The organism is Escherichia sp. MOD1-EC7003, from assembly GCF_002965065.1.
GTDB lineage: Bacteria > Pseudomonadota > Gammaproteobacteria > Enterobacterales > Enterobacteriaceae > Escherichia.
The window spans coordinates 48,849-72,970 of the sequence record NZ_PTRE01000033.1 but is presented as its reverse complement, the minus strand read 5'-3'; the positions used below and the strand labels follow the sequence as shown (position 1 = coordinate 72,970).

25 protein-coding genes and 4 pseudogenes are annotated in these 24,122 nt (G+C 50.5%); 9 read left to right on the top strand and 20 right to left on the bottom strand.

The annotated features are described in order from the left end of the window. Positions 1-122: 122 nt before the first annotated feature. The 5 genes from artP to artJ all read left to right on the top strand — a co-directional run bounded on the left by artP (position 123) and on the right by artJ (position 4,146). The gene (gene artP / locus A7090_RS06455; protein ID WP_105273392.1) at positions 123-851 is read left to right on the top strand and encodes an arginine ABC transporter ATP-binding protein ArtP; all 729 of its coding nucleotides are present in this window, start codon (positions 123-125) and stop codon (positions 849-851) included. A 17-nt stretch (positions 852-868) separates the two neighbouring features. After that, a complete protein-coding gene (gene artI / locus A7090_RS06450) occupies positions 869-1,600 on the top strand; it encodes an arginine ABC transporter substrate-binding protein ArtI (protein ID WP_105273391.1) in 732 nt (243 codons plus the stop codon). 6 nt (positions 1,601-1,606) lie between these two features. Beyond that, on the top strand, positions 1,607-2,323 hold the full coding sequence (gene artQ / locus A7090_RS06445) for an arginine ABC transporter permease ArtQ (RefSeq protein ID WP_105273390.1): 717 nt from the start codon (positions 1,607-1,609) through the stop codon (positions 2,321-2,323). After that, entirely contained in the window at positions 2,323-2,991 is a 669-nt protein-coding gene (artM, locus tag A7090_RS06440; protein ID WP_105273389.1) for an arginine ABC transporter permease ArtM, read from the top strand. Before artQ ends, artM begins: the two co-directional genes overlap by 1 nt. Positions 2,992-3,414: 423 nt before the next feature. After that, the gene (gene artJ / locus A7090_RS06435) at positions 3,415-4,146 is read left to right on the top strand and encodes an arginine ABC transporter substrate-binding protein ArtJ (protein ID WP_105273388.1); all 732 of its coding nucleotides are present in this window, start codon (positions 3,415-3,417) and stop codon (positions 4,144-4,146) included. Between the two features lie 46 nt (positions 4,147-4,192). Here the strand turns inward: artJ and A7090_RS06430 are convergent, their stop codons facing one another. The 10 genes and pseudogenes from A7090_RS06430 to A7090_RS06385 form a co-directional block, all read right to left on the bottom strand. Further along, the gene (locus A7090_RS06430) at positions 4,193-5,674 is read right to left on the bottom strand and encodes a sulfatase (protein WP_105273387.1); all 1,482 of its coding nucleotides are present in this window, start codon (positions 5,672-5,674) and stop codon (positions 4,193-4,195) included. Positions 5,675-5,686: 12 nt separating this feature from the next. Then, complete coding sequence (locus A7090_RS06425; protein ID WP_105273386.1) at positions 5,687-6,007, bottom strand: PTS sugar transporter subunit IIB; 321 nt, start codon at positions 6,005-6,007, stop codon at positions 5,687-5,689. A gap of 21 nt (positions 6,008-6,028) precedes the next feature. Beyond that, on the bottom strand, positions 6,029-7,372 hold the full coding sequence (locus tag A7090_RS06420) for a PTS sugar transporter subunit IIC (RefSeq protein ID WP_105273385.1): 1,344 nt from the start codon (positions 7,370-7,372) through the stop codon (positions 6,029-6,031). A 280-nt stretch (positions 7,373-7,652) separates the two neighbouring features. After that, positions 7,653-8,780: a 23S rRNA (uracil(747)-C(5))-methyltransferase RlmC gene (rlmC, locus tag A7090_RS06415; RefSeq protein ID WP_105273384.1), complete on the bottom strand. Its 1,128-nt coding sequence runs from the start codon at positions 8,778-8,780 to the stop codon at positions 7,653-7,655. 40 nt (positions 8,781-8,820) lie between these two features. Continuing rightward, positions 8,821-9,309: a YbjO family protein gene (locus A7090_RS06410; RefSeq protein WP_105273383.1), complete on the bottom strand. Its 489-nt coding sequence runs from the start codon at positions 9,307-9,309 to the stop codon at positions 8,821-8,823. A 59-nt stretch (positions 9,310-9,368) separates the two neighbouring features. Continuing rightward, positions 9,369-9,554 (bottom strand): annotated as a pseudogene (locus A7090_RS06405) (putrescine ABC transporter permease PotI); the annotation flags it as partial. Positions 9,555-9,786: 232 nt separating this feature from the next. Next, complete coding sequence (locus A7090_RS06400) at positions 9,787-10,263, bottom strand: YbjN domain-containing protein (protein WP_044325529.1); 477 nt, start codon at positions 10,261-10,263, stop codon at positions 9,787-9,789. Positions 10,264-10,350: 87 nt separating this feature from the next. Beyond that, a complete protein-coding gene (gene rimK, locus A7090_RS06395; protein WP_105273382.1) occupies positions 10,351-11,253 on the bottom strand; it encodes a 30S ribosomal protein S6--L-glutamate ligase in 903 nt (300 codons plus the stop codon). A 60-nt stretch (positions 11,254-11,313) separates the two neighbouring features. Further along, complete coding sequence (gene nfsA / locus A7090_RS06390) at positions 11,314-12,036, bottom strand: nitroreductase NfsA (protein WP_105273381.1); 723 nt, start codon at positions 12,034-12,036, stop codon at positions 11,314-11,316. Next, on the bottom strand, positions 12,020-12,307 hold the full coding sequence (locus tag A7090_RS06385; protein ID WP_105273380.1) for a YbjC family protein: 288 nt from the start codon (positions 12,305-12,307) through the stop codon (positions 12,020-12,022). Before A7090_RS06385 ends, nfsA begins: the two co-directional genes overlap by 17 nt. A gap of 160 nt (positions 12,308-12,467) precedes the next feature. Between A7090_RS06385 and grxA (A7090_RS26995) the strand changes: the two are divergent. Next, a pseudogene (gene grxA / locus A7090_RS26995) lies at positions 12,468-12,572 on the top strand (glutaredoxin 1); the annotation flags it as partial. Between the two features lie 128 nt (positions 12,573-12,700). Then, positions 12,701-12,850 (top strand): annotated as a pseudogene (grxA, locus tag A7090_RS06375) (glutaredoxin 1); the annotation flags it as partial. 29 nt (positions 12,851-12,879) lie between these two features. Here grxA (A7090_RS06375) and A7090_RS06370 read toward each other — a convergent pair. Further along, positions 12,880-13,257, bottom strand: a complete 378-nt coding sequence (locus A7090_RS06370; RefSeq protein ID WP_047601448.1) for an inner membrane protein YbjM — start codon at positions 13,255-13,257, stop codon at positions 12,880-12,882. 269 nt (positions 13,258-13,526) lie between these two features. On the opposite strand from A7090_RS06370, the gene A7090_RS06365 reads away from it, so the two are divergent. Then, positions 13,527-15,212 (top strand): aspartate:alanine antiporter, encoded by a 1,686-nt coding sequence (locus tag A7090_RS06365; protein ID WP_001024876.1) that lies wholly within the window; start codon positions 13,527-13,529, stop codon positions 15,210-15,212. 235 nt (positions 15,213-15,447) lie between these two features. On the opposite strand, the gene A7090_RS06360 is transcribed toward A7090_RS06365, so the two are convergent. From A7090_RS06360 to A7090_RS06320, 9 genes and pseudogenes are all read right to left on the bottom strand, one after another. After that, entirely contained in the window at positions 15,448-15,666 is a 219-nt protein-coding gene (locus A7090_RS06360) for an ogr/Delta-like zinc finger family protein (protein WP_000972391.1), read from the bottom strand. A gap of 90 nt (positions 15,667-15,756) precedes the next feature. Further along, positions 15,757-16,857 carry a phage late control D family protein gene (locus tag A7090_RS06355; protein WP_105273379.1) on the bottom strand — a complete coding sequence of 367 codons (1,101 nt, stop codon included), beginning with the start codon at positions 16,855-16,857 and terminating at the stop codon, positions 15,757-15,759. Next, a complete protein-coding gene (locus A7090_RS06350; protein WP_105273378.1) occupies positions 16,854-17,339 on the bottom strand; it encodes a phage tail protein in 486 nt (161 codons plus the stop codon). The genes A7090_RS06355 and A7090_RS06350 overlap by 4 nt, the downstream gene beginning before the upstream one ends. Further along, a complete protein-coding gene (locus tag A7090_RS06345; RefSeq protein ID WP_105273377.1) occupies positions 17,336-20,413 on the bottom strand; it encodes a phage tail tape measure protein in 3,078 nt (1,025 codons plus the stop codon). The genes A7090_RS06350 and A7090_RS06345 overlap by 4 nt, the downstream gene beginning before the upstream one ends. Next, a complete protein-coding gene (locus A7090_RS06340; protein ID WP_000763311.1) occupies positions 20,406-20,525 on the bottom strand; it encodes a GpE family phage tail protein in 120 nt (39 codons plus the stop codon). The genes A7090_RS06345 and A7090_RS06340 overlap by 8 nt, the downstream gene beginning before the upstream one ends. Before the next feature lie 14 nt (positions 20,526-20,539). Continuing rightward, positions 20,540-20,842 (bottom strand): phage tail assembly protein, encoded by a 303-nt coding sequence (locus tag A7090_RS06335; protein ID WP_097311209.1) that lies wholly within the window; start codon positions 20,840-20,842, stop codon positions 20,540-20,542. A gap of 54 nt (positions 20,843-20,896) precedes the next feature. Next, positions 20,897-21,412: a phage major tail tube protein gene (locus A7090_RS06330; RefSeq protein ID WP_001207660.1), complete on the bottom strand. Its 516-nt coding sequence runs from the start codon at positions 21,410-21,412 to the stop codon at positions 20,897-20,899. A 9-nt stretch (positions 21,413-21,421) separates the two neighbouring features. Then, complete coding sequence (locus A7090_RS06325) at positions 21,422-22,594, bottom strand: phage tail sheath protein (RefSeq protein WP_105273376.1); 1,173 nt, start codon at positions 22,592-22,594, stop codon at positions 21,422-21,424. A gap of 142 nt (positions 22,595-22,736) precedes the next feature. Next, positions 22,737-23,012 (bottom strand): annotated as a pseudogene (locus A7090_RS06320) (helix-turn-helix domain-containing protein); the annotation flags it as partial. Positions 23,013-23,166: 154 nt separating this feature from the next. Here A7090_RS06320 and A7090_RS06315 point away from each other — a divergent pair. After that, positions 23,167-24,039 (top strand): hypothetical protein, encoded by an 873-nt coding sequence (locus A7090_RS06315; RefSeq protein WP_105273375.1) that lies wholly within the window; start codon positions 23,167-23,169, stop codon positions 24,037-24,039. Positions 24,040-24,122: the final 83 nt, after the last annotated feature.

Here is a 24,122-nt window from a genome sequence, read left to right as displayed (position 1 = left end):
CTATGTTTAGTGAATAATGCGCTTTGCTTTTAACTTTTAAAGCATAAATATTGCATAATTATTCTGTCAAAGGTACTATCTTCGACCTCAATAGATATCAGACTGCCAGTATACGAGTGTCAATGAGTATTCAATTAAACGGCATTAATTGCTTCTACGGCGCGCATCAGGCGCTGTTCGATATCACGCTGGATTGCCCACAGGGCGAAACGCTGGTGTTACTTGGCCCCAGCGGCGCGGGTAAAAGCTCGCTGCTGCGTGTACTCAATCTGCTTGAGATGCCGCGCTCCGGTACGCTCAACATTGCAGGCAACCATTTCGATTTCACCAAAACGCCCTCTGACAAAGCGATTCGCGATCTGCGTCGTAACGTCGGCATGGTGTTTCAACAATACAACCTGTGGCCGCACCTCACCGTGCAGCAAAACCTGATTGAAGCGCCCTGTCGTGTACTGGGGTTGAGTAAAGAGCAGGCGCTGGCCCGTGCAGAAAAACTGCTGGAGCGTTTGCGTCTCAAACCTTATAGCGATCGTTATCCGCTGCATCTTTCTGGTGGTCAGCAGCAGCGTGTTGCTATCGCTCGTGCGTTGATGATGGAACCGCAGGTACTGCTGTTCGATGAACCAACCGCCGCCCTGGACCCGGAAATTACGGCACAAATCGTCAGCATCATTCGTGAGCTGGCAGAAACGAATATTACCCAGGTGATCGTCACCCATGAAGTTGAAGTGGCGCGTAAAACCGCCAGTCGTGTGGTGTATATGGAAAACGGTCACATCGTGGAACAAGGCGACGCGAGCTGCTTTACTGAGCCGCAAACCGAAGCATTTAAAAACTATCTCTCTCACTAAGATTCGGGATAACGACAATGAAAAAAGTTCTGATTGCCGCGTTAATTGCAGGTTTTAGTCTTTCAGCCACAGCAGCCGAAACCATTCGTTTTGCCACCGAAGCCTCTTATCCTCCGTTTGAATCGATGGACGCGAACAACCAGATCGTTGGTTTCGACGTCGACCTGGCGCAGGCATTGTGTAAAGAGATTGATGCGACCTGCACTTTCTCTAACCAGGCGTTTGACAGCCTGATCCCAAGCCTGAAATTCCGTCGTGTAGAAGCGGTGATGGCGGGGATGGATATCACTCCGGAACGTGAAAAGCAGGTGCTGTTTACCACCCCGTACTATGACAACTCTGCCCTGTTTGTGGGTCAGCAAGGTAAATACACCAGCGTTGATCAGCTAAAAGGCAAAAAAGTCGGCGTACAGAACGGGACGACACACCAGAAATTCATTATGGATAAGCACCCGGAAATCACCACCGTGCCGTATGACAGCTACCAGAACGCAAAACTGGATCTGCAAAACGGTCGTATCGACAGCGTATTTGGTGACACCGCAGTGGTAACCGAATGGCTGAAAGATAACCCGAAACTGGCGGCAGTGGGCGACAAAGTGACCGATAAAGATTACTTCGGTACTGGCCTCGGCATCGCAGTACGTCAGGGCAACACTGAACTGCAGCAGAAATTCAACACTGCGCTGGAAAAAGTGAAGAAAGATGGCACTTACGAAACCATCTACAACAAATGGTTCCAGAAGTAACTCCTGATGAATGAATTTTTTCCTTTAGCAAGCGCCGCTGGGATGACCGTCGGCCTTGCCGTTTGTGCATTGATTGTCGGACTGGCGCTGGCGATGTTCTTTGCGGTGTGGGAGTCAGCGAAATGGCGTCCTGTCGCGTGGGCAGGTTCGGCACTGGTGACGATTCTGCGCGGCCTGCCAGAAATTCTGGTGGTGCTGTTTATCTATTTTGGCTCCTCACAACTGCTGCTGACGCTTTCGGATGGCTTCACTATCAATCTTGGGATCGTGCAGATCCCGGTGCAGATGGACATTGAAAACTTCGACGTTAGCCCGTTCCTTTGTGGTGTCATCGCTCTGTCACTGCTGTATGCCGCCTATGCCTCGCAAACCCTGCGCGGCGCGCTGAAAGCGGTGCCGGTGGGTCAGCGGGAATCTGGTCAGGCGCTGGGGCTGTCGAAATCGGCTATCTTTTTCCGTCTGGTGATGCCGCAGATGTGGCGTCACGCGTTGCCTGGGCTGGGCAACCAGTGGCTGGTGCTGCTGAAGGATACCGCGCTGGTGTCGCTGATTAGCGTGAACGACCTGATGCTGCAAACCAAGAGTATCGCTACCCGTACCCAGGAACCGTTCACCTGGTACATTGTGGCAGCGGCGATTTACCTGGTTATTACTCTGTTGAGTCAGTACATTCTCAAACGCATTGACCTGCGCGCGACACGTTTTGAGCGGAGACCCAGCTAATGTTTGAGTATTTACCCGAACTGATGAAAGGGCTGCACACCAGCCTGACGCTGACGGTTGCCTCGCTGATTGTGGCGCTGATTCTGGCATTAATTTTTACCATCGTCCTGACGCTGAAAACACCGGTACTGGTGTGGCTGGTGCGTGGTTATATCACGCTGTTTACCGGCACGCCGCTGCTGGTGCAGATCTTCCTGATTTATTACGGACCGGGACAGTTCCCGACGTTGCAGGAGTATCCGGCACTGTGGCATCTGTTGTCAGAACCGTGGTTATGCGCGCTGATTGCGTTGTCGCTGAACAGTGCGGCGTATACCACGCAGCTGTTTTACGGTGCCATTCGTGCGATCCCGGAAGGTCAGTGGCAATCCTGTAGCGCCCTGGGAATGAGCAAAAAAGATACGCTGGCGATATTGTTGCCGTATGCGTTTAAACGCTCACTCTCGTCTTATTCCAACGAAGTGGTGCTGGTATTCAAAAGTACCTCTCTGGCTTACACCATTACATTGATGGAAGTGATGGGTTACAGCCAGTTGTTGTACGGACGCACCTACGATGTAATGGTGTTCGGTGCGGCGGGGATTATTTACCTGGTCGTTAACGGCCTGCTGACGCTGATGATGCGTCTGATCGAGCGCAAAGCCCTGGCATTCGAACGACGGAATTAATGTAAATGCGTGCAGATGCCGGATGCGGCGTGAACGCCTTATCCGACCTACATTAGCTGAAAGATTTGTAGGTCTGATAAGACGCGCCAGAGCGAGCGCAAAGCCCTGGCATTCGAACGACGGAATTAATGTAAATGCATGCAGATGCCGGATGCGGCGTAAACGCCTTATCCAGCCTACATTAGCTGAAAGATTTGTAGGTCTGATAAGACGCGCCAGCGTCGCATCAGACACCAGCACAGAATCCACATACTGCATAAATTCTTATAATCAAGACGGGTAACCCTCTAAGTTGTCCATCTTTCCTCATCTCTTGTGAAATACTTAATCATATTAATTGCATATAAATTCATTTAATGGCATTGTAACCCCATGCCGCTGACACGGCCAAAAATCATAAGATTGACAGACGGGAGTTCCATTATGAAAAAGTTAGTTCTTGCCACTTTACTTGCATCCTGTGCGTTCGGCGCTTCTGCCGCAGAGAAAATCAATTTCGGCGTCTCTGCCACTTATCCTCCATTCGAATCGATGGATGCGAACAATCAGATAGTCGGCTTTGATATCGACCTCGCAAAAGCCTTGTGCAAACAAATGCAGGCAGAATGTACTTTTACTAATCACGCTTTCGACAGCCTGATCCCGTCACTGAAATTCAGAAAATATGACGCCGTAATCTCCGGTATGGATATCACTCCGGAGCGTAGTAAGCAGGTATCGTTTACTACGCCCTACTACGAAAACTCAGCCATCGTCATTGCCAAAAAAGACACCTACAAAACGTTTGCCGACCTGAAAGGTAAACGTATTGGTATGGAAAACGGCACCACGCACCAGAAATATATTCAGGATCAGCATCCGGAAGTGAAAACTGTCTCCTATGACAGTTATCAGAATGCCTTTATCGATCTAAAAAATGGCCGTATTGATGGGGTATTTGGTGACACCGCAGTGGTAAATGAATGGCTGAAAACCAATCCACAACTGGGCGTTGCGACAGAGAAAGTGACCGATCCGCAGTACTTCGGCACCGGTCTGGGCATCGCTGTACGTCCGGATAACAAAGCCCTACTGGAAAAACTGAATAACGCACTGGCAGCCGTTAAAGCAGACGGTACGTATCAAAAAATCAGTGACCAGTGGTTTCCGCAGTAAGTATTCATTTGGAGGAGTGGGCGCCCCCCACTCCCAAATCACCTCTCTACGCTAACCCCAGTCGCTGAAACTGTTCTGGCGGCGCATCATTGTCTTTCATCAACTGAATCAGCAACGCGATCATCCGGGACTCGATCACATCATCATGAATCGGATGCTGCTGCTGCGGATCGTTTTGCAAATCAAACAGTAAATGACCAAACTGATTCAGCCCCTTATATTTTTCCCGTGCCGGGATGCGTAATACCTGTAACCCTTTGGTAAAACGAAACGGCGGGGCCAGCGATAAACCCCGCATCTCATCCACCGGATAGCGGCTGTTCATTTTGCAAGACATTAACGTGTAATTAGCAATATCATCCTCACGCCCCGGCAGCGCGGCGCGCATATAGACGTAACGCCCATCGGTTACGTTAACATGACCACTGAAGACACCAAACATCGCCGCGCTACGTACCGGTTCATCATGGCTGACCGTTTTCGTCAGCGGTTGCCCCTGCACATCAGGCGGCACCGGCTGCTGAAAAAAGTCATACAATGTAGGCGCCCAGTCGATCATCTGCACCAGCGCCTGACGCCGTTCGCCTTTGATGCCGCTGCGCGGATCCCAGATAAACAGCGGGTTATTCGCCACCTCGTTGTAATAAGGCATCTGGTTTTTCGCCCACCAGCCATGCTCACCGAGTAAAAATCCGTGATCAGTGCCAACAATCAGCATGGTGTCTCGCCACAGATCGTGTGCATCCATCAGGTCGAGAATGCGCCCCAGGTTGCGATCGCACATCGATACCAGCGAACGATAACGGCAGCGGATATGCTCCACGGCCTCGTCGCTCTCCTGCACCCGACCACGCGGCCAGTCATAATGCGGCCCATTCCAGTCGTCCTCATACAACGAGAGGTACTCTTGCGTTGTGTGAAACGGCTCATGCGGATCAAACGTTTCGACCTGCAATAACCAGTTATCTTGCGCGTGGTTTTTGTGGATAAAGGCACAACCCGCGTCAAAGACTTTGGTTTGTGGAAAATCCGCTTCCTGCTGAATATATTCCCGGTTGGCCCAGTCATGGCGCCACAGGCCAGAAACACCGCCTCCGGTCTGCTTTTGCGGCACCCGTAGCACCTCGGGAATAGGTGGCTGCGCAACGCTCGCCTGCCAGTGATCGCCTTCCTGACCGCGCACAATCTCCCATGAACTGTAGCGATTATGATAATTCCCACCGCCATCTTCCCAGTAATGCAAATGATCGCTTATCAGGTGGGTATAGATCCCTGCCTTTTTAAGCAACTCTGGCATGGAGTCGTCAAATGGTTCTAACGGCCCCCACTCCCGGTGCAGGAAATTGCATCGCCCGGTATGCAACTCTCTCCGGGCGGGCATGCATGGCATACTCCCGACGTAGCTGTTTTCAAAGGTGGCGGCATGTGCCGCCAGGCGTTGGAAGTTCGCTGCTTTTGTCAATAAATCGCCATACGGGGGTAAATATCTTTTGTTCAGGCTATCGAACAGGAGAATAATGGCTTTCATTGCTCATCCCTTTTAATTTTTTATCAGATGAGGGAAATGCTGCTGGACGACTTCATAAATCTGCGCACCAATCGTTTCACCATCCATAATATTTTCAATCGGGATCAGATATTGCCCGTGTTTCGGGTCTAGGCTGACCACGTCGAGTAATTTTTTGGAAATAGCGAAAATATCTGCCCAGTCGGTAAATCCTCCCACCTCGCCTGCGGCGGTATGTTCCATTTCAACTTTGAACTCATATTTCGTCAGCGCTTTTTTAACGACTGTTTGTAACATCACGCTACTACCGACACCATAACCACAGACAAACAGAATATTAATTGTATCTTTCATTTTTAAACCCTTAATAGTGAATTATCCCGCGTAAGGACCAAGATGGAATGTTGCAGCAATAAGTTTCAGAACTTCACAAATAGCAGGCCATACGGTTGCCCAGTCAAATATTCCGGTCCAGCCGACGCCATTTTCAGCAAGCCCGGTTAACGGAATAGCCCACACCGTACCAAAGGTCTGAATAATACCCAGTAAGAACGTACAGATAATTACGGAGCGATATCCCCCCATGCGGTTTGCTAATACGCCGATCGGGCCACCTGAGAAAAATAACGGTACAAAACCGGGCAATACCATAATGGGACTGTGGATCAGCAATAAGATACCCATCGAGAAAATGGTGCCAAAAGTACAGAAGACGAAGCCTAACGTTGCGGCATTGGGTGAAAAAGGTAACAGCGCGGCGACATCGACGGCTGGAATGGCATTAGGAATAAAGCGATCCTGCCAGCCTTTAAAAGAACCGTTAATTTCACCGACCATCATGCGCACGCCCTGAAGCAGAATGACCATATACATGGAGAACTGTAAACCCAGGTTAATGATATAGATGTACCAGGGTTTACCTTTCGCCATCATCTGGACGTTATCGATACCCGTTGAAAGCAGGAAACCGCCGACAAACAGCGTCATCACAATGGCGATAGCCGTCACGTTGTGGTTAAAAATCGCCAGCCAGCCGGGGAGTTTCAGGTTTTCAGCATCGTGCTTTTCGGGGTCGCCAAATTTATGGGCAAATTTGGAGAAAAACCACAATCCTAACATCTGGTTATGGGCAATAGTAAAACCAGCATCTTTAGTCACTTTGGCAATAGGTTTAACAATGAGCGTGGTGGAAAAAGCCCAGAATATTCCCGTTAATACCCCGGCGATAATAATCGAGGTAGTCCAACTAAATCCTAACCAAAAAACGATTAACCATAATACTGCCTGAGAATGTGACACACCGGTATTACCGGTCAGGAATATCCCTTTGGCTCCGGTATAGCGACCAAACAGCACCAGCACCAGGTTGGTAAAAAATGCCAGTACAAACACATATCCTACGTAGCCAAAATTATCCCCCAACGCAATTTGCGTTGCGGCTTTCATCGCGTAGGAGTCCATTAAATATCCGTGAACGCCATAAGCTTTACTTACGGCCTCTGCTACCGGTTTAAATGTTGCGGAAAATTGAAACCCACCAAATAACACCATCATTAATCCCACCATGGCGCTGACCATGCCGGTAATAATTTTTATTGGCGATTTCTTATCAAGGGCATAACCAATGCCCACCAGCAAACCGATTAATATTGCGGGTTCGGTTAAAAACGTTTGAATAACATCTATGAATTTGGCAAACATCGTCGGAACGCCCTCCATAAGCGTACATTTCCGTTGTCAATGCATGAACCTTCTGCTGACATTAATAATTCTTCAGGTATTTTTTATTTTTCGCTAAGCGATGCCTCTGCAGGTATTCGGTAAACGCACTGTAGTAATCAAAACAGTTCATTTAAAGATCTTATTTGATTATTTGTGATTTGATTTGCAAAAATAGCGCAATATATAACCGTGATCGATCGGTTAATACTAATCGATCGATCACGATTATTATTTGGAATGGATGTATGCCGAAGAGATATTGACTTGAGTGATGTATTTACATTTTTACCAGCAGCGTCAGCACTTCATAGTGCGCAGTGTGCGGAAACATATCAAAAAGCTGTACCCGTTCGATGCGATAACCTGGCAGTTCGCGGATATCTTTCGCCATGGTTTGGGCGTTACAGCTAGAGTAGATAATAAAACGCGGTGCCATCGTTGAGAGATAATCACACAGCGGTTTACCAATGCCGCGACGCGGCGGGTTAACCAGCACAAGCTCCGGGACTTCCCCCTGAGCAGTGGCAAATTGAGTGGAATCCAGCGCCTGAAATTGCAAACGCGTTAAGCCCAGTTCAGCAGCTGACTGCTTCGCACAGGCAATGGCCTCTGGTGCAATTTCGATCCCGGTTAACTGCATTTCAGGCGTCGCGCAGTGTAAACCAAAGCCCCCCACGCCGCAGAACAGATCCCACATATGTTTAACTGGTAGCTGCCGTACCCAGTCGCGCGCGGTAGCGTACAACTGGCTGGCGACCGCCGGATTAGTCTGGAAGAAACTTTGCGGACGGATCCACAGCGGCACATCGTTAAAACGCTCCACCAGCGCCTGTTGTTCCGTCAGGTAGATCTCCGCTTCCCCTTCCATAATCGCCATATGCACTGGCTGAATATTGACGGTAATCACTTTTAGCTGCGGCAGTTGTTCCTGTAACCACGGCAGCGCCTTACGCAGTTGTGCCAGCTTGGTTTCGGAACGCAGTACAAAACGCAGCATCATGCCGCCATCACTCTGGCTTTCGGTCAGCAGAAGGTATTTCAGTTCGCCACGCTTACGTGCCACGTTGTAGGGCGTTAGCCCCGCACGGGCGATAAACGGTTTTAGCGCCGCAAAAACGGGCGCAAATGAGGCAGGATAAAGCGGGCAGTCACAAAGGTCTTCCGGTGTGCCGTCTCGATGCAGCATACCGAGCAGTGGTTTTTCAACGCTACCACTCACCACCATTTTGGCTTTATTACGAAATCCTTGTTCCGGGCCTGACACCGGTGCGCACCATTCCTCAACAGGAAAATTGGCGAGTAGATTTTTAAGATCGGCGGTTTTAGCGGAGAGTTGCTCTGGAATCGGCTGCGTTATCCACTGACAGGAACGACAGCGACCCGCGTCGTAAAGTGCGCACTGCATACATTGACCTTCACATCATCAGGGGCGACGATTATACACATTATTGCAACTGGAAGAACCGCCGACTGGTCGAGGGAACGAACAGTAGCAACAGGATGAGCATATCCGGCAACTTCTGCAACATCAGGCTATGGAAGATTTCGCGTTTTGATTCACCGGGGATGCTGAACAGCTCCGGATAACCATAACCCAACGAAGCCGCCCACAGATAACTGGTGGCTGTGACTTGAGTCAACAGATACAGCCAGCGCGCCCAGCGACGGCCTTTCACCAGTGAAAACGCACACCATATCTCAATGAAAACCAGCACCAGACTGCTTAAAAAGACCAGCGTTAAACTCCAGGTTTGTACGCTGCGATGAATGAACTCGCCAATACCGCGCACGCCCAGCGTATTGAAAATCATCAGCACGTCGAGGCCACGGATCATAATAATGGCAAGCGCCGCCACCTGCACCAACGCAGGCACATTGAGGCGAGCATGAGATGAAGATGTTTTCTTAAAAAATCCCAACGTTTCGTCTTCCATGAAAACAATGCCGCGACATGCGCGGCATTATGTAGCCAGGTTGGCAAATTTTAGTGTCTTCAGCCACGTCTTGCACGCTGGATATCGCGTATCCACTGTTTTTCTGCACGTGCCATCAGATACCAGGCGATAAATCCGACAATTCCGACCGCACCGAGGATCAATGTTGCCAGGGCGTTGATTTCCGGATTCCCCCCCATCCGCACGCTGGAGAAGACCAGCATCGGTAACGTGGTGGCTCCCGGCCAGCACGGCTCGCTATATAAAAGCATCGCAAGAATAACTTTAGCCAGGGCTTGAGACTATAGCTCAGATTAAAAAACGGTATTGAATAAATTTTTATGCATATTTGCTCTATGTGATAGAGCTAAATCGGGACAATAGAAGTGAAATAATCTTTAACAAAAGGTTAAAAACAGCAGATAATTTTGCAGCACGCAGTCACTGCGGCAGCGACTGCGTGCTCGAAAGGAGTTATCAGTGGAGGAAATAGTTTTCGGTAACGTTGTTTTGCCCTTCATCGTCAGTCGGTAGCAGCAGTTGATGGGCATTAGCTTCAAGAATAACCATCGAAATCTGCTCTTCGCTCTGACGGACGAACCATGCAAACTGCTCATAGGTTACGCCCTGCATAACGGATAAAGACTGGCAAACCACCAACTTTGGCAGATTATCATCCTGCATATCAAGAAATGCTTTCACGGTCAGCGAACTGGCATTGATGGCAGATAAATCTGCCGCCAACGGCAACACGGCTGAAGGTCGGACTTCTGCCATGGCAGAAAACAGGATCGTGTTATCGATCAGATCGATTTTGGCATCAAAGACACCGTCGAAATTCTGCATGTGGGGCAGATGCAGAGCCTGACAGTTATCACATTCAAAAAAACTCATCCCCAGGTCATCGAGCCATTGACGCAACATATCCAGACCAGGAACGACCAGCGATGTCATAATTTTGTACAACCTCTTCCGATAAAAAGACAGGCACAGCTTACGCAAAAAGCGCAGGCAAAACCATAATCAGTAATGTAATTGCGACTACCCCCCTGTCTTCAGGCAATATTCTGTCTTGGCGTAGCGTTCGATCCAGCGGATCATTTTACCCGCGATGTCGATACCAGTGGTTTTTTCTATTCCTTCCAGCCCCGGCGACGCATTCACCTCCATCACCAACGGCCCGCGATTAGCACGCAAAATATCTACACCAGCAACGTCCAGTGCCAGCGTTCGCGCGGCTTTTATCGCGATTTCACGCTCCTGTGGCGTGATACTGGCGACGCTTGCCGCGCCGCCACGATGCAAATTGGAACGAAAATCGCCCTCTTTCGCCCGCCGTTCAATCGCAGCGACCACTTCATCGCCAACAACCAGACAGCGTATATCGCACCCTTGCGCCTCTTTGATATATTCCTGCACCAGAATATGCGCGTTCAGACCGCGAAAAGCGTCAATCACGCTTTCTGCAGCCTGACGCGTCTCTGCCAGCACGACGCCAATTCCCTGCGTGCCTTCGACCAGTTTAACCACCAGCGGTGCACCACCGACCATGTCGATTAAGTCGCTGGTATCATCCGGCGAATGCGCAATGCCCGTGACAGGCAGGTCGATGCCCTGACGCGCCAGCAGTTGCATAGAACGCAATTTGTCACGCGCGCGGGCAATGGCGACCGACTCATTGAGCGGATAGCTACCCAGCATTTCGAACTGACGCAGTGCCGCTGTCCCATAAAAGGTAATGGCGGTGCCAATACGCGGGATCACTGCGTCAAAATGAGGTAACTTGCGGCCTTTGTAGTGAATAGAAGACGCCGCAGGATTGATGTCCATGTAGCAAGAAAGCGGATCAAGAATTTCAACCAGGTGACCGCGCTGCATAGCGGCTTCACGCAGCCGCTTACACGAATAGAGCGTTCCATCCCGGGACAATATGGCAATTTTCACCCTGCACCTCTCTGTCAGACCTGGTCAAAAGCCCGCATATCATACATCGGCGTGATGGTTTTAGCGCGTCGCCCACCCCTGTTTGTGCAAATAATCCAGAATAAATGGGCGGTTTTCTTTAATGATTGTCCGGCAGATATGATCGCTCCAGGTATCCCGGCGATTATTGCTGCCACGAGAGAGGTAATATTCTGCCAGCTGCTCGTCATACTGCGCCAGAGCGTCTTTATCCAGCGGTTGATAGCTGTTTTCATGCACCAAAATGGAGGCCGGTAAACGCGGCTTGAGATTCGGATTATCCGCAGGCCAGCCAAGGCACAGCCCAAACAGCGGCAGAACATGTTGCGGTAATTTCAGCAGTTCCGTCACCGCTTCAATATTATTGCGCAGGCCACCGATATATACCCCGCCCAATCCCAGCGATTCAGCCGCGGTTAACGCATTCTGCGCCATCATTGCCGTATCAACGACACCGAGCAACAGCTGCTCTGCCAGGCCGAGCTGAGCATCCGGACAGATCTGTAAATGTCGGTTAAAGTCGGCACAGAACACCCAAAACTCCGCTGCTTGCGCCACGTATTTTTGCCCGCCAGTCAGCGTCACCAGTTCATCACGTAACGCTTTATCGGTAATGCGAATAATGCTACTGCACTGCAAAAAACTGGAACTGGACGTTGCACGGGCGCTGTTAATAATCGCCTCACGTTGTGCTTCGGAAATGGGTTCATCAGTGAAATGGCGAATGGATCGATGGCCACAAATAAGTTCAATGGTTGGCGTCATTATCTTTTTCTCTTTCTGAACGTGAATATTGCGGTGGACGGTTCATCAGCTGTGGGGCAATACGTTTTGCCATCTGAAGAATAACGACCACCGCAGCGGGAAGCATGAGCAAAACACCAAGAAAAATCATCAGAATCTGCACCTCTGGCCCAGAGAATAGCTCCGGCAGCGACAGGAAGCCGCTTACCGACAGTAGCGCCACCGCCAGCAACATCATTCCGATAAATTCCAGTATCAACACGCTCTTAGGCAATTTACCGATCGCGCACATACGCTTCCCTCTGCATAGTAAGCCTTCAGTCTAAAATTTTTCGCTGTATGGTGTTTAACAGTTATCGCTTTTAGCAATTAATGCAACAGGTTAAACCTACTTTCAGCGAATACATTTTGGCGTGAACATTACAGGCAATAAATCTATGAGGAGAGAAACAATGCAAACCGTTATTTTTGGTCGTCCGGGTTGCCCTTACTGTGTGCGTGCAAAAGATCTGGCTGAGAAATTGAGCAATGAACGCGATGATTTTCAGTATCAGTATGTATACTCGTCATACTTCAAGTTGCATGTGCTGCGACTGCGTTCGCTCACCCCAGTCACTTACTTATGTAAGTGACTGGGGATTCACTCGCTTGCCGCCTTCCTGCAACTCGAATTATTTAGAGTATAGATATTCGTGCGGAAGGGATCACTAAAGAAAATCTACAACAAAAGGCAGGTAAACCCGTAGAAACCGTGCCGCAGATTTTTGTCGATCAGCAACATATCGGTGGCTATACCGATTTTGCTGCATGGGTGAAAGAGAATCTGGACGCCTGATCGTCTGACAAGCCCTCCCGTTGAGGGCTTTATTGATTTTTTCTGTGCTGTGGTTTAAAAAAGCTGCTGATAAATAAGAAACACAATGCCCCCAGCGCACACCAGAACACCGCACTTAATAACCATGCCAGCTCTTGCCAGAATGAGCGCGTCGGTGAAAAAAACAGCCGCATGATGAGCATCGAACAGGGTGCCGCCAGCATTGCGCCAAACAGAGGTTTCAGGACTTCTCTACGCTGTGAAAAGAAGCTGGCAACGGCTCCAGGAAGAATGAAAAACAGCAAGCCGATTTCAGGATGCCCGGCAGCCCGAAAAGCGCCTTTCATGTGCGTCGCCAGAAAAAGGCACACCACAATGAAGAGGACAAAACAGCAGATTGCCCCTGCCCAACGTTGTTTATGTTTCACTCGTTCCTCCTGACACTGCGTCTATCGAACACATTTTTCGCCAGTGTGGCGTTCAGTAAGATAAAGCCGCTTCGCATTCCATGCTAATATAGGCCAACGCAATTCATATAGCCGTTGATACCTAATGTGATTACACTAGTAAAATATATTGTTACTTTACTATCGTTTAGGTGCGCTGAATGAATCTGCGCCCTGAATTCTGGTAAGAAACATTATCGTAAATTACCATTTCTTTCAACAGCTTACTAGTAAACAAGAAGTTAGCCTCCGTGAATATAAACGTCGCCGAATTGTTAAATGGGAATTACATTCTGTTATTATTTGTGGTCCTCGCGCTTGGGCTATGTCTCGGAAAATTACGACTTGGTTCGATCCAACTGGGTAATTCCATTGGTGTTTTAGTCGTATCGCTGTTATTAGGCCAACAACATTTCAGCATTAACACCGACGCGCTTAATCTTGGCTTTATGCTGTTTATTTTCTGCGTCGGGGTCGAAGCCGGACCGAACTTTTTTTCCATTTTTTTTCGCGATGGGAAAAATTACCTAATGTTAGCACTGGTAATGGTTGGCAGTGCGCTGGTGATAGCCTTAGGGTTAGGTAAGCTGTTTGGCTGGGATATTGGCCTGACGGCCGGTATGTTAGCAGGCTCTATGACGTCGACACCGGTTCTTGTCGGTGCTGGCGATACACTGCGTCATTCCGGCATGGAAAGCAGACAGCTCTCACTGGCATTGGATAATCTGAGCCTCGGGTACGCCTTAACCTATTTAATCGGTCTGGTGAGTTTGATTGTTGGGGCGCGTTACTTGCCGAAATTGCAGCATCAGGACTTACAGACCAGCGCCCAGCAAATCGCCCGCGAACGTGGCCTGGATACTGATGCCAACCGTAAGGTTTATTTACCAGTGATCCGCGCCTACCGCGTCGGCCCGGAGCTGGTGGCCTGGACCGACGGCAAAAATCTGCGTGAGCTGGGTATTTATCGACAAACCGGTTGCTACATTGAGCGTATTCGACGTAACGGAATTCTGGCAAATCCAGACGGTGATGCCGTGCTGCAAATGGGCGATGAAATAGCGTTGGTAGGCTATCCCGACGCCCACGCCCGACTCGATCCCAGCTTCCGTAACGGCAAAGAGGTTTTTGATCGTGACCTTCTCGACATGCGTATCGTCACTGAAGAAGTGGTCGTTAAAAACCATAATGCCGTTGGCAAACGTCTCGCACAACTGAAGTTGACCGATCACGGCTGCTTCCTTAACCGCGTCATTCGTAGCCAGATTGAGATGCCGATAGATGACAACGTCGTGCTTAACAAAGGTGACGTTTTACAAGTCAGCGGCGATGCCCGTCGCGTAAAAACCATCGCCGATCGCATCGGCTTTATCTCGATTCACAGTCAGGTCACTGACTTGCTGGCATTCTGCGCCTTCTTTGTTATTGGGCTGATGATCGGGATGATCACTTTCCAGTTCAGCACATTCAGTTTCGGCATGGGGAACGCTGCCGGGTTGTTATTCGCCGGTATTATGCTGGGCTTTATGCGCGCTAACCACCCGACCTTCGGTTACATTCCGCAGGGTGCGTTAAGCATGGTGAAAGAATTCGGCTTAATGGTGTTTATGGCGGGCGTTGGTCTGAGCGCCGGTAGCGGTATTAATAACGGACTGGGTGCGATTGGCGGTCAGATGTTGATTGCCGGATTGATTGTCAGTCTGGTGCCAGTGGTTATCTGTTTCTTGTTCGGTGCTTATGTATTGCGAATGAACCGCGCACTGTTGTTCGGCGCAATGATGGGCGCACGCACCTGCGCGCCAGCAATGGAGATCATCAGCGATACAGCACGCAGTAATATCCCGGCGCTGGGCTATGCGGGCACCTATGCAATCGCCAACGTCCTGCTGACGCTGGCAGGGACAATCATCGTCATGGTATGGCCAGGATTAGGATAAAACTGAAGTTGCCCTGAAAATGAAATTTTTTTGCACAATCGCAGAACTTTTCCTCAGGGCATCAGTCTTAATTAGTGCCACTGCTTTTCTTTGATGTCCCCATTTTGTGGAGCCCATCAACCCCGCCATTTAGGTTCAAGGTTGATGGGTTTTTTGTTGCCTGAGATTTATGCTGTTTAAAATCATGATGTTAGAAGCACTGTTTTTTAACGATGGCGACAAAATGGCGGCAGCGTCAAAGTGAGAGCGCCACCTGTCCTGATTTCATTGGATGCGGCTGAACCGGATTTGACTCCTTTGGCGTTGCAATCGAACGAACAAAAGTTTCATGGGTAACAAAAGTATGGCTGCAGTTAATGTTCTGGCACTGGTTGTAACGCTCTTTGGTCAATGAAGATACCTGAAAACTGCTGCGAGTATGGGCGGCACTTCCACACAGTGGGCAAATCATCATTTTTCGAGTTCTCCCCATTTTTGCTAAATTCACAATAATGATACCGCATTATTCCATTTTGCAAACTTAAAAGTTCTCCATTGCGAAGAATCATTCCATTTCGAAATCATCAATCTTCACTTCAAGCTCCAGACTGGTCGTAAAACCGTTATCCGGGCTGACAGTATGCGTCAGGGTGGTAATGGTCCATTCCGCATCATCTATTGGCTGTTTAAAGCCACTGACCTTCACAGGCATTTCCGTGTAGAGATCTGCCCGACCTTCCGCCAGTTGTAGCGAGAATGACGCAACACCGCGTTGCAGGCGTTCCCACTGCATTTTCGCTGCCCGTTCGGCGTTACTCCGGTTGGCATAGGTGCGATTGAGTACCAGCACGTTTTCATCCGTACCCACCAGGTAATCGCCCTGCTTCGCTTCCGGCTCTTTCTTCTGCTTCTTAGTCCTGCGCTTACGCTTCACCGTGGTGCTTTCTTTCTTCGCGGGTTCGCGGGTATGCAACCAGCTGGCAATTACGCCCGTGTAAGCTCCGCGATCTGCCAGGGTAAAGCGGTGACTGTCGCCGTCCTTACGTGTGATAGTGATCACCGGCAGTGGTTTACCGCTAGCACTTTTACCCTGTCCCTGCCGAATGAATAACAGATTGCCATTTTTCACCGACGCAATAGCACCGTACTGGCGCGCCAGCCGCATCAGAAAACTGCCGTCACTCTCATTAGTCTGGTCTATATGTTCCACGGGCTTATCCGACAGGTCTTTACCCAGTGCCATCTTCAGCTTGTGACGCGCGGCTATTTCCTTCACCACTTCCCCAACTGTGGTCTTGTGCCACGATTTTTCACGACGGGTATTCAGCGTTTCCCGAAAATCAGCACTTCGCGCCCGGATAGTCAGGCGGTCCGGTGCACCAGTGTGTTCAATTTCATCCACCGTGAATGCCCCTTTCGGGAAAAGCGGCTGCCCCTTCCACCCCAGCGCCAGCGTAATGACCGCACCACGGCGCGGCAGCACGATTTTTCCGTCGACATCATCCAGTTCCAGATCAAGCTGGTCCGCTTCAAAGCCCCGATTGTCCGTCAGCGTCAGACTCATCAGGCGGTTATCCAGCACAGTGGTGATATCCCTGCCCTCAATACTGATGCTGAATGCCGGAGTTTTGTTGCCTTTGTTAAGCAGTTCAGAGCTGAAATTCACGACAGCAGCCCTCCCACCGTTTTACTGATATCGCTTAATGCAGATGTTGCCGTGTCCTGCAGATTATTCAGCTGCGAACTGAGATCACCGAACATATCGGACAGGGATTCATCCACCCGTTTGAGCGACAGGGTGAACTCAATCCGGCGCGGCATACCGTCGCGGAAAAACTCCGTTTTAGTCTGATTCAGTCCCTCAATCACATACATGCCGTAAATCGTGCCGCTGCCTTCAATCAGAGGCCATGCTTTCCCCTGTTCTGCCATCTGCTCCAGTGCCAGCAACGACAGCCTGCCGCCTGTTATCTCCGGCATAAGAACACCAGAAAGCGTCAGCACGTCGTTGTCCGGTCCCAGAAACTGCGTTGACGGGCGTCGGTTAACCCGGCTGTTAGCCGCATGTCGCCAGCTGCGCTGATACTGCAGCTCCTGATACGGCACGGTGCGCAGCATAAACACGTACAATCCCAGCACCATCATCATGCGTCGTATCCCCCCTGATCGCTGTAGTTACTCCTGGCCTTTGCCTTCAGTCTGCGTTCACGTTCATCAAGCTGGCGTGCCACCTCCCGCGCAATATCCTGCGCACTTTGTCCTGGCTGCGTCTGGATGATGATCTGCGTCGGTGCCTCAATCCGGTGAACGGGCGGCACAGCAGCTGCGCGACTCACCATCGCTTCACCGCCTTTCGCGGGAAGTGCCAAAGGGTGCAACGGTGGAAGCTCTGCTGGCGCGGCAGCAACACCCATCATTCCGGCAACAACCGCAGCCAGTGCAGCTGTATTTCTCCGGCTGGTCACGTTTGCCGGACCGTTAACAATTTCAGGCCCGTTTTCACCGACAATGCCGAACTGCCCGCGCGGGATATACCCGCCGCTGTCATACATCCCCGCAAAGCCATATCCCCATGACGGAAAACCACCCGATGGCATCATCACTTTACCGTCTGCATTCACCGTCGCAGGTTGCTGACGCGTCACGCTTTCCGGCAGTTTCGCTTTTGCAGCCTCTTTACTGACAATGCCGAGTTTCTCCAGCAACCAGGAAACGCCGGATTTCAGCGAGTCCAGCGGATGCATGACCATATTCAGCCCTTCCGCCAGTGCCTCCCCGAATCGTCGCCCCATTGCCGCTGCACTCTGCAGTTCGGCAGAGGTCGACTTAACAGGCGTCAGCAGGTCAGTAAACCAGCCCCACAGCGCCTGCACTTTGTCTCCAATCCACTGGAACACAGGCTTAAGTGGTTCGAATGCGGCACTGATGGGACCAGCCGCTGCTTTGAATCCTTCCACCACGCCACCGAGAAATGCGGTGATGGGTTGCCAGTATTTCCAGACAACCAGCGCCACACCCGCCAGTGCAGTAACCACAAGACCTATCGGACTGAGCAAAGCACCTAACAGACCTGATACGGCATACAGGGCAACGCGCAGCATCGCCAGCGAACCGGATGCCAGCACACGCAGCACCGCGCCTGCGGCAGCAAACCCGCCGCGTAGTGCTGCCAGTGGATTCATAAACATCACAGCAACTGCACGTAAACCGGATAATCCAGACCGCAAAAGTGCAACCGGCGCACCTGCTACAGTTTTCAGGACATTTCCCGTCAGTGATGCCGTGCGGCGCAAAGACGACAACGGCGCAGTAAGTAAACCCGCAGCGTTGCCCGATGAAGCAAGCCCGCGTCGCAGCAGTGCCAGTGGTGCGCCAGCCAGCCAGGACAACGCGCTGCTGGTTCGGGTTACTGCTGCCGTAACGGAAGGTAACGTTTTGATACCCAGCACAGAGAACCCCAGACGGATGACTGCCAGCGGCCCCAGCACTGCAGCCAGCGCCACCGCTAAGGTGCCGAGGCCCACGGTAACGGCAGCCACCACAGCGGCTACTTTCATCAGTGTGCCCGTCAGTTCCGGGTTAGCTTCCACCCAACGACGCGACGCTCCCGTGACGCTTTTCACCATGTACAGAATATCCATCAGCGGCTGGCGCAGCGTTTCGCCCAGGCTGCTGAAGGTGTTCTGCGCTCCGGTTTTAACCAGCAACCACTGCGCAGAAAGTGAGTCCTTGTTAATGTCGGATTCTTTCTGCATGGAGCCGAGCGCATCATTGCCCGCTGTCAGTTTTAGCTGGCGCTGCAGTTCCGGCAGGTTGTTTGCCAGTTTCGCCGCGTCATCACCAAACTCTTTACCAAACAACATGGTCATGGCAGACAGACGCTTGTCCTGCGGCAGTGCGTTCACCTTCTCCAGCACGCGCTGGATGGTTCCCATCGCATCCTTCGTCATCTGCTTTTCAATCACTTCAGGATTGAGTTTCAGCAGATTCATCCCTTCAAAGAAACTCTTGCTTTGCATGGTGGCAATGGACAATTCACGCACCATCGCGTTTGCTGCACTGGCTGCAACCTCTGGCGCAGCGCCCAGTGTCAGGAAGGTGGAACCCAGCGCCGCCGCTTTACGATAATCCAGACGATCAGCCACACCACCCAGGCGTTGCATGACATCAATGATATCTGCCCCTTTCGACATGGCGTTATCATCCAGATAGTTCAGCGCATCACCGAGCTGTTCAATATTGCGGGTAGGGATTTTGTAGAGCTGGGCGATTTTCCCCAGACTTTCTGACAGTTCATCCGCTGGCAGCTCAAAGGCTGTTGCCGCCTTTGCTGCCGTACTGGCGAAGGCCAGCAGGTCACGTTTCTGGTCTTCCCAGCTGTCGTCAGGGTTTGCGACGTTCATGCGCGCACCACCTTCAACCAGTGCAGCGAAATCCACCGCACCGTTTTCCATCGGCAACTGTTCGCTGGCAGCCTTGATGGCATCCTGCATTTCATAAAAACGTGCAGTGCGGTTGCCATTATCGTCACGCAGACCATTGACCTGCTTTGCCACACCTTTCATGGCATCTTCCATGCTGGTATAGCTTTTTACTGCCGCCATCACTGGTGCGCCCATTGCCAGCCCTGCAGCCGTGGTGGTGGCTCCGGCACCTGCAATACGATCGCGCACCTCCAGCGAACGGGCATAACTGGCACGTGCTGCATTCATCCTGCGCTGAGCTTCCCCCAGTCGCTTCAGCCGCGCCTCCTGTTTCGACAATTCCTGGTTATAACGTGATGTTTCACGGGCTAAACGGGCGGTTGCTCCCGCATCATCTTTCGCAGAAATTCCCGCCCGGTACAGCTCTGCACGCACAAGCGCCGTTTGCTTCTGCAAATATTTTTGCTGTTCTTCCAGGCGTTGGACTGCCAGCGTTTGCCGACCTAAAGCCACAAGGTGCCGTTGTGATGGTTGTTCCATCGCCTCCAGCTCAGAGCTAAGCAAATTAGCCTTCTGTCTGGCATAGTTCAGCCTGTCGCCTAACTTCTTGTTATCAGCCTGCAGCTTGCGAAATTTTTCCAGGCTGTTACCCGCCTGATTGAGTTGCTTTAATGCGTCACGGGAGTTTCTGATTGCGCCAGCCAGCTCTTTCGAACTGGCCTGTGCAGCACGGAATGGGCGGGTGAGTTTGTCAACCGCATTAAGAATGACCTGCAGCCGCAGGTTATTATCACTCATCGTTGGCCCCGCTTCTCTGAATCGCTTTATACCGCCATTCCAGCACTTCGGTCAGCGGCATAACGTCAGTAACGGATGGCGGCCAGTGAAAGATGGTGGCGATATCAGCCACCAGATCGTCAACCGTCAGGCTGTCGGTAAACCGGCAAGCACCGACTTCTTCAACAAAAAAATGACAACCTCAACCGACATGGCAGTGAGATCTGCCGGGTCCATCTCTGCAATTTCCTGTGCAGTCAGTGCCGGACTGGAGATGCGGGGGATCACGGTCATCATCGCATTCACATCCATATCCATAATGGCCTGCAGGCGTGTACCGCGCAGCGCACCGGACTGCGGTTTACGCAGCACAATTTCGGTGATTTCCGTTTTTCCGCGCTTGATGGGGGTATCCAGTTGAATGGTCTTTTCAGTCTGCTTATCGCTCATTTTGTTGTCCTGTAAATTGGGTTCTGGCGCGGAATCCCGCGCCGTTCAGATACATCAGAGGCCGAGGGCGTTGCGGTGCGCTTCCATCAGGTCCACACCGTCCACAATTTCCACCATGTTGATGAGGTCCACTTCATAGAGCACCTCACCATTGATGGTCAGCTTCGCGTAGCTGTTGGTACTGGTCACTTTGGTGGTGTTGCTTTCGCCCGTCTTCCACTCACCGGAATCCACTTCTTTGTGACGTCCACGCACCACAAGCTCCACGGCCTGCACTTCCCCGGTATCGTCACGCTGGATAGAGCCGGTAAAGCGCAGCTGGATGCCATCCACCGTGGCTTTGCCCATCTGTTTAAACAGCAGCAGTTCAGTACCACCAATGGAAAATTCTGTGTCCAGCGCACTGTCATCAAGCCCCAGATCCACATCCACTGCACCCGGCATTCCGCCGCCGCGATACTTCTCATATTTGCGGGTGAATTTCGGCAGCGTCAGCGACTCAACGATCCCCTGCCAGTTGTTCCCGTCGTTAAACAGGTTCAGGTGTTTTAATTTGCGTGGTAAAGCCATGTTGTCCCCTTACGCGCTGACCTGGCTGGCGAAATTCACCAGGTACTGATCGGTGATGCGCTGGCGCAGCATCAGATTTTCAAGTGGCGGCACTGGCGTGTAGTCATAGTCGATGGTGAGTTTTCCGGCTTTCAGCGTGTCTTTGTCGTTCACCGACTCATCCAGCCAGCAATCACCACCAATGAGATAGCCCTGGCTTACCAGACTGCGCATTTTGGCGCGGATACCTTCGATAATGTCGCGGGCCAGCGACGGGTTAAGCGGTTTGTCCACCGCCCACATGTGCGCTTCTGCCATCGTGTCCGTCAGCACCTGCGCCGTGCGGGTGTAGTTTTCGAAGGCAAAGAGCGGATCATCACTCAGACAGCGGGAACCCCAGAAGCGGAAACCGTCCTTGCGGATAAGGGTGGTGACGTCGTTCTGGTTAAGCAGACCTGCATCGGTTGCCGGGTCCTGCAGATCCCAGAACACATCAGCAGAAATTCCGGTGACACCGTTCACGCCTACGTTGGACAGGCTCTTGTGCCACCCGGTCTGCTCATCAATTTTGGCGCGCAGACCGAGCGCACGGGCGGTGGCATATGCCGTTGCTTCGTCATTCAGCACCGTGTCCCAGCCAGTAAAGTCAGGCCAGATCAGCATCCCTTCGCGCTGGCTGAAGTTTTCACGGTAAGTGATCGCCTCCTGTACCGTCTTGCAGCCATACGCTGACAGGTAAGCAAACCCACGCAGGCTTTGCGCCACGCTCAGCAACTCAGTCGCAACGGCTTTGTTATCGTGACCTGGCACGCCGAGAATGCGCGGTTTAACGCCGAGCTGTGTCTGGGCAGATAACAGGGCTTTCATGCCTGTTTTTTTACCTTCAGCGGTCACTGCGCCGATAATATTAGTCGTGGTTTCTTCTTCCGTTTCACCCTGCGGCACACGCACAACAACGGTCACGGGTTTTGCCTGGTCAGCGATGGCATCCAGCGAACGGGCCAGCGTGCCGGACTCACCCGCTTTACCGCTGGCGGTCAGTACATCAGTGATCAGCACGGGTTTATTAAGAGGAAACATTTTTGCATCGGCATCATCGCCCGTGCAGACCATGCCCACGATGGCGGTGCTCACCGTGGTAATGGATCGGGTGCCTTCGTTGACTTCAACAACGCGCACCCCGTGGTGGTAATCCTGAGCCATAGTGGCGAACCTCCTGATTGGATTAGGCTTCGCCCTATGTTGAAGTGATTGTGCCTGACAAACAGCTAAGCGCAGTTGTACCGTTATTCACACAAAATGACGGTATTTGTCTACTTGCAGGGATAATCAAAATAATGCTGATTCAGGGAGATTCATTACTCTTATTTGCCGGAAATTTTCTATAAATTGTGGAAACACCCACATCAAAAATCAGTGCAATACGCTGTCTTGATTCTCCGGCCTCGAGTAAGCGTCCAATCTGTGCCCACTGTTCGATGGTCAACTTAGGACGGCGTCCACCTACTCTGCCTTTGGCGCGAGCTGCAGCAAGCCCCGCCCTGGTACGTTCAACTATCAGTTCGCGTTCCATTTCAGCCAGGGCACCCATGACATGAAAAAAGAAACGGCCCATTGGAGTACATAGCCTATTAGCATTAGCTCTCCTTTTGTTACCTTGATAAATTTCACTTGTAATGTATATTTATTGGCACCGAAACGAAGTTAAAACTTAAAAACATTTATCGAACATTTATGTAATAATAACCTTCATAGCATCTATAAGGAAAATAAAAATGGAACAGAGAAAACTATATGCTTACTTAAATTTAAACAATCCAATTGTTGCCTGGGAGGTTGCAATAGGAAGAATTGAATCAATCTGTTATAAAAGTGAGTTTGGAGTATCTATTTGGTTCTACAATCTAGTAAGAAAATACTTATCAGATAATCACAATGAAAAATTACAAAATGAGTTAGCTCTTGAAAAGGTACGCTCAGACAATTTCAGAGATAAAGTTTCCCGCCTAACCGGAATATATCTATTCAAAACAAAAGAAATGGCTGAAATAGCAATTGACCGTTTGGGTTTAAATCAAAACTATAAAAACACTATTGCAGAAATTGATTTTCATGGTTTGAACTTTACAGAGGTGGACTCAGAGTGGATCACTGATTATCTCGGCTCTCCGCTTGAGCAAAATGCGCCCTGGATGCACAACTATTGGTCTGGAGTAACTCGCGGGGAAAATCCATTAACCGAAGTTTTGGCCAGTGGCATTGGATATATCAACGATAAAAAAATCAGAAGCATGGCTATCAAAAAACTATATGAAAAATGGGCTACTTCATCTTTGTTATTTAATGCAGCGATTGCCGGTTTTTCTACTGGAGAAATGGATCAGATATGTCGTGTCAAACCAGCGATACTACGTGAAGATGATGGGACCCTATCTGGAGAAATTTTTATTGACATGAAAGAATTCAGTCAAAATCAGACAAAAATAGTAGCCGCTTTAAAGAAAATGTATGACAACGGATATGAGCCTCCTATTGTTGTACCGAATGACCAAAATGCTGCCTTTGCATTACCGGACCTTAAAGATATGTTTTTTAGTACTAAAAACGAAGTAACTAAAAACCTGTTCAACTTATTACATGCTAGTTAACTGCGAACCACCATTTATATAAAATGGTGGCATCTATCTTACTTTTAATAAAAACTTATTAGTTTAATTTATATGAGATTGTG

What these genes read in the sequence shown, in the direction of transcription:
- artJ (WP_105273388.1), top strand. Translation starts at nt 3,415, where the DNA reads ATGAAAAAGTTAGTTCTTGCCACTTTACTTGCATCCTGTGCGTTCGGC.
- A7090_RS06400 (WP_044325529.1), bottom strand. Translation starts at nt 10,263, where the DNA reads ATGACATCGCTGGTCGTTCCTGGTCTGGATATGTTGCGTCAATGGCTC.
- A7090_RS06420 (WP_105273385.1), bottom strand. Translation starts at nt 7,372, where the DNA reads ATGGAGGGCGTTCCGACGATGTTTGCCAAATTCATAGATGTTATTCAA.
- A7090_RS06430 (WP_105273387.1), bottom strand. Translation starts at nt 5,674, where the DNA reads ATGAAAGCCATTATTCTCCTGTTCGATAGCCTGAACAAAAGATATTTA.
- A7090_RS06410 (WP_105273383.1), bottom strand. Translation starts at nt 9,309, where the DNA reads ATGGAAGACGAAACGTTGGGATTTTTTAAGAAAACATCTTCATCTCAT.
- A7090_RS06350 (WP_105273378.1), bottom strand. Translation starts at nt 17,339, where the DNA reads ATGATGATGGTGCTGGGATTGTACGTGTTTATGCTGCGCACCGTGCCG.
- artQ (WP_105273390.1), top strand. Translation starts at nt 1,607, where the DNA reads ATGAATGAATTTTTTCCTTTAGCAAGCGCCGCTGGGATGACCGTCGGC.
- A7090_RS06345 (WP_105273377.1), bottom strand. Translation starts at nt 20,413, where the DNA reads ATGAGTGATAATAACCTGCGGCTGCAGGTCATTCTTAATGCGGTTGAC.
- A7090_RS06425 (WP_105273386.1), bottom strand. Translation starts at nt 6,007, where the DNA reads ATGAAAGATACAATTAATATTCTGTTTGTCTGTGGTTATGGTGTCGGT.
- artI (WP_105273391.1), top strand. Translation starts at nt 869, where the DNA reads ATGAAAAAAGTTCTGATTGCCGCGTTAATTGCAGGTTTTAGTCTTTCA.
- A7090_RS06335 (WP_097311209.1), bottom strand. Translation starts at nt 20,842, where the DNA reads ATGAGCGATAAGCAGACTGAAAAGACCATTCAACTGGATACCCCCATC.
- artM (WP_105273389.1), top strand. Translation starts at nt 2,323, where the DNA reads ATGTTTGAGTATTTACCCGAACTGATGAAAGGGCTGCACACCAGCCTG.
- A7090_RS06330 (WP_001207660.1), bottom strand. Translation starts at nt 21,412, where the DNA reads ATGGCTTTACCACGCAAATTAAAACACCTGAACCTGTTTAACGACGGG.
- A7090_RS06325 (WP_105273376.1), bottom strand. Translation starts at nt 22,594, where the DNA reads ATGGCTCAGGATTACCACCACGGGGTGCGCGTTGTTGAAGTCAACGAA.
- nfsA (WP_105273381.1), bottom strand. Translation starts at nt 12,036, where the DNA reads ATGACGCCAACCATTGAACTTATTTGTGGCCATCGATCCATTCGCCAT.
- A7090_RS06315 (WP_105273375.1), top strand. Translation starts at nt 23,167, where the DNA reads ATGGAACAGAGAAAACTATATGCTTACTTAAATTTAAACAATCCAATT.
- A7090_RS06385 (WP_105273380.1), bottom strand. Translation starts at nt 12,307, where the DNA reads ATGTGCGCGATCGGTAAATTGCCTAAGAGCGTGTTGATACTGGAATTT.
- artP (WP_105273392.1), top strand. Translation starts at nt 123, where the DNA reads ATGAGTATTCAATTAAACGGCATTAATTGCTTCTACGGCGCGCATCAG.
- A7090_RS06360 (WP_000972391.1), bottom strand. Translation starts at nt 15,666, where the DNA reads ATGATGATTTGCCCACTGTGTGGAAGTGCCGCCCATACTCGCAGCAGT.
- rlmC (WP_105273384.1), bottom strand. Translation starts at nt 8,780, where the DNA reads ATGCAGTGCGCACTTTACGACGCGGGTCGCTGTCGTTCCTGTCAGTGG.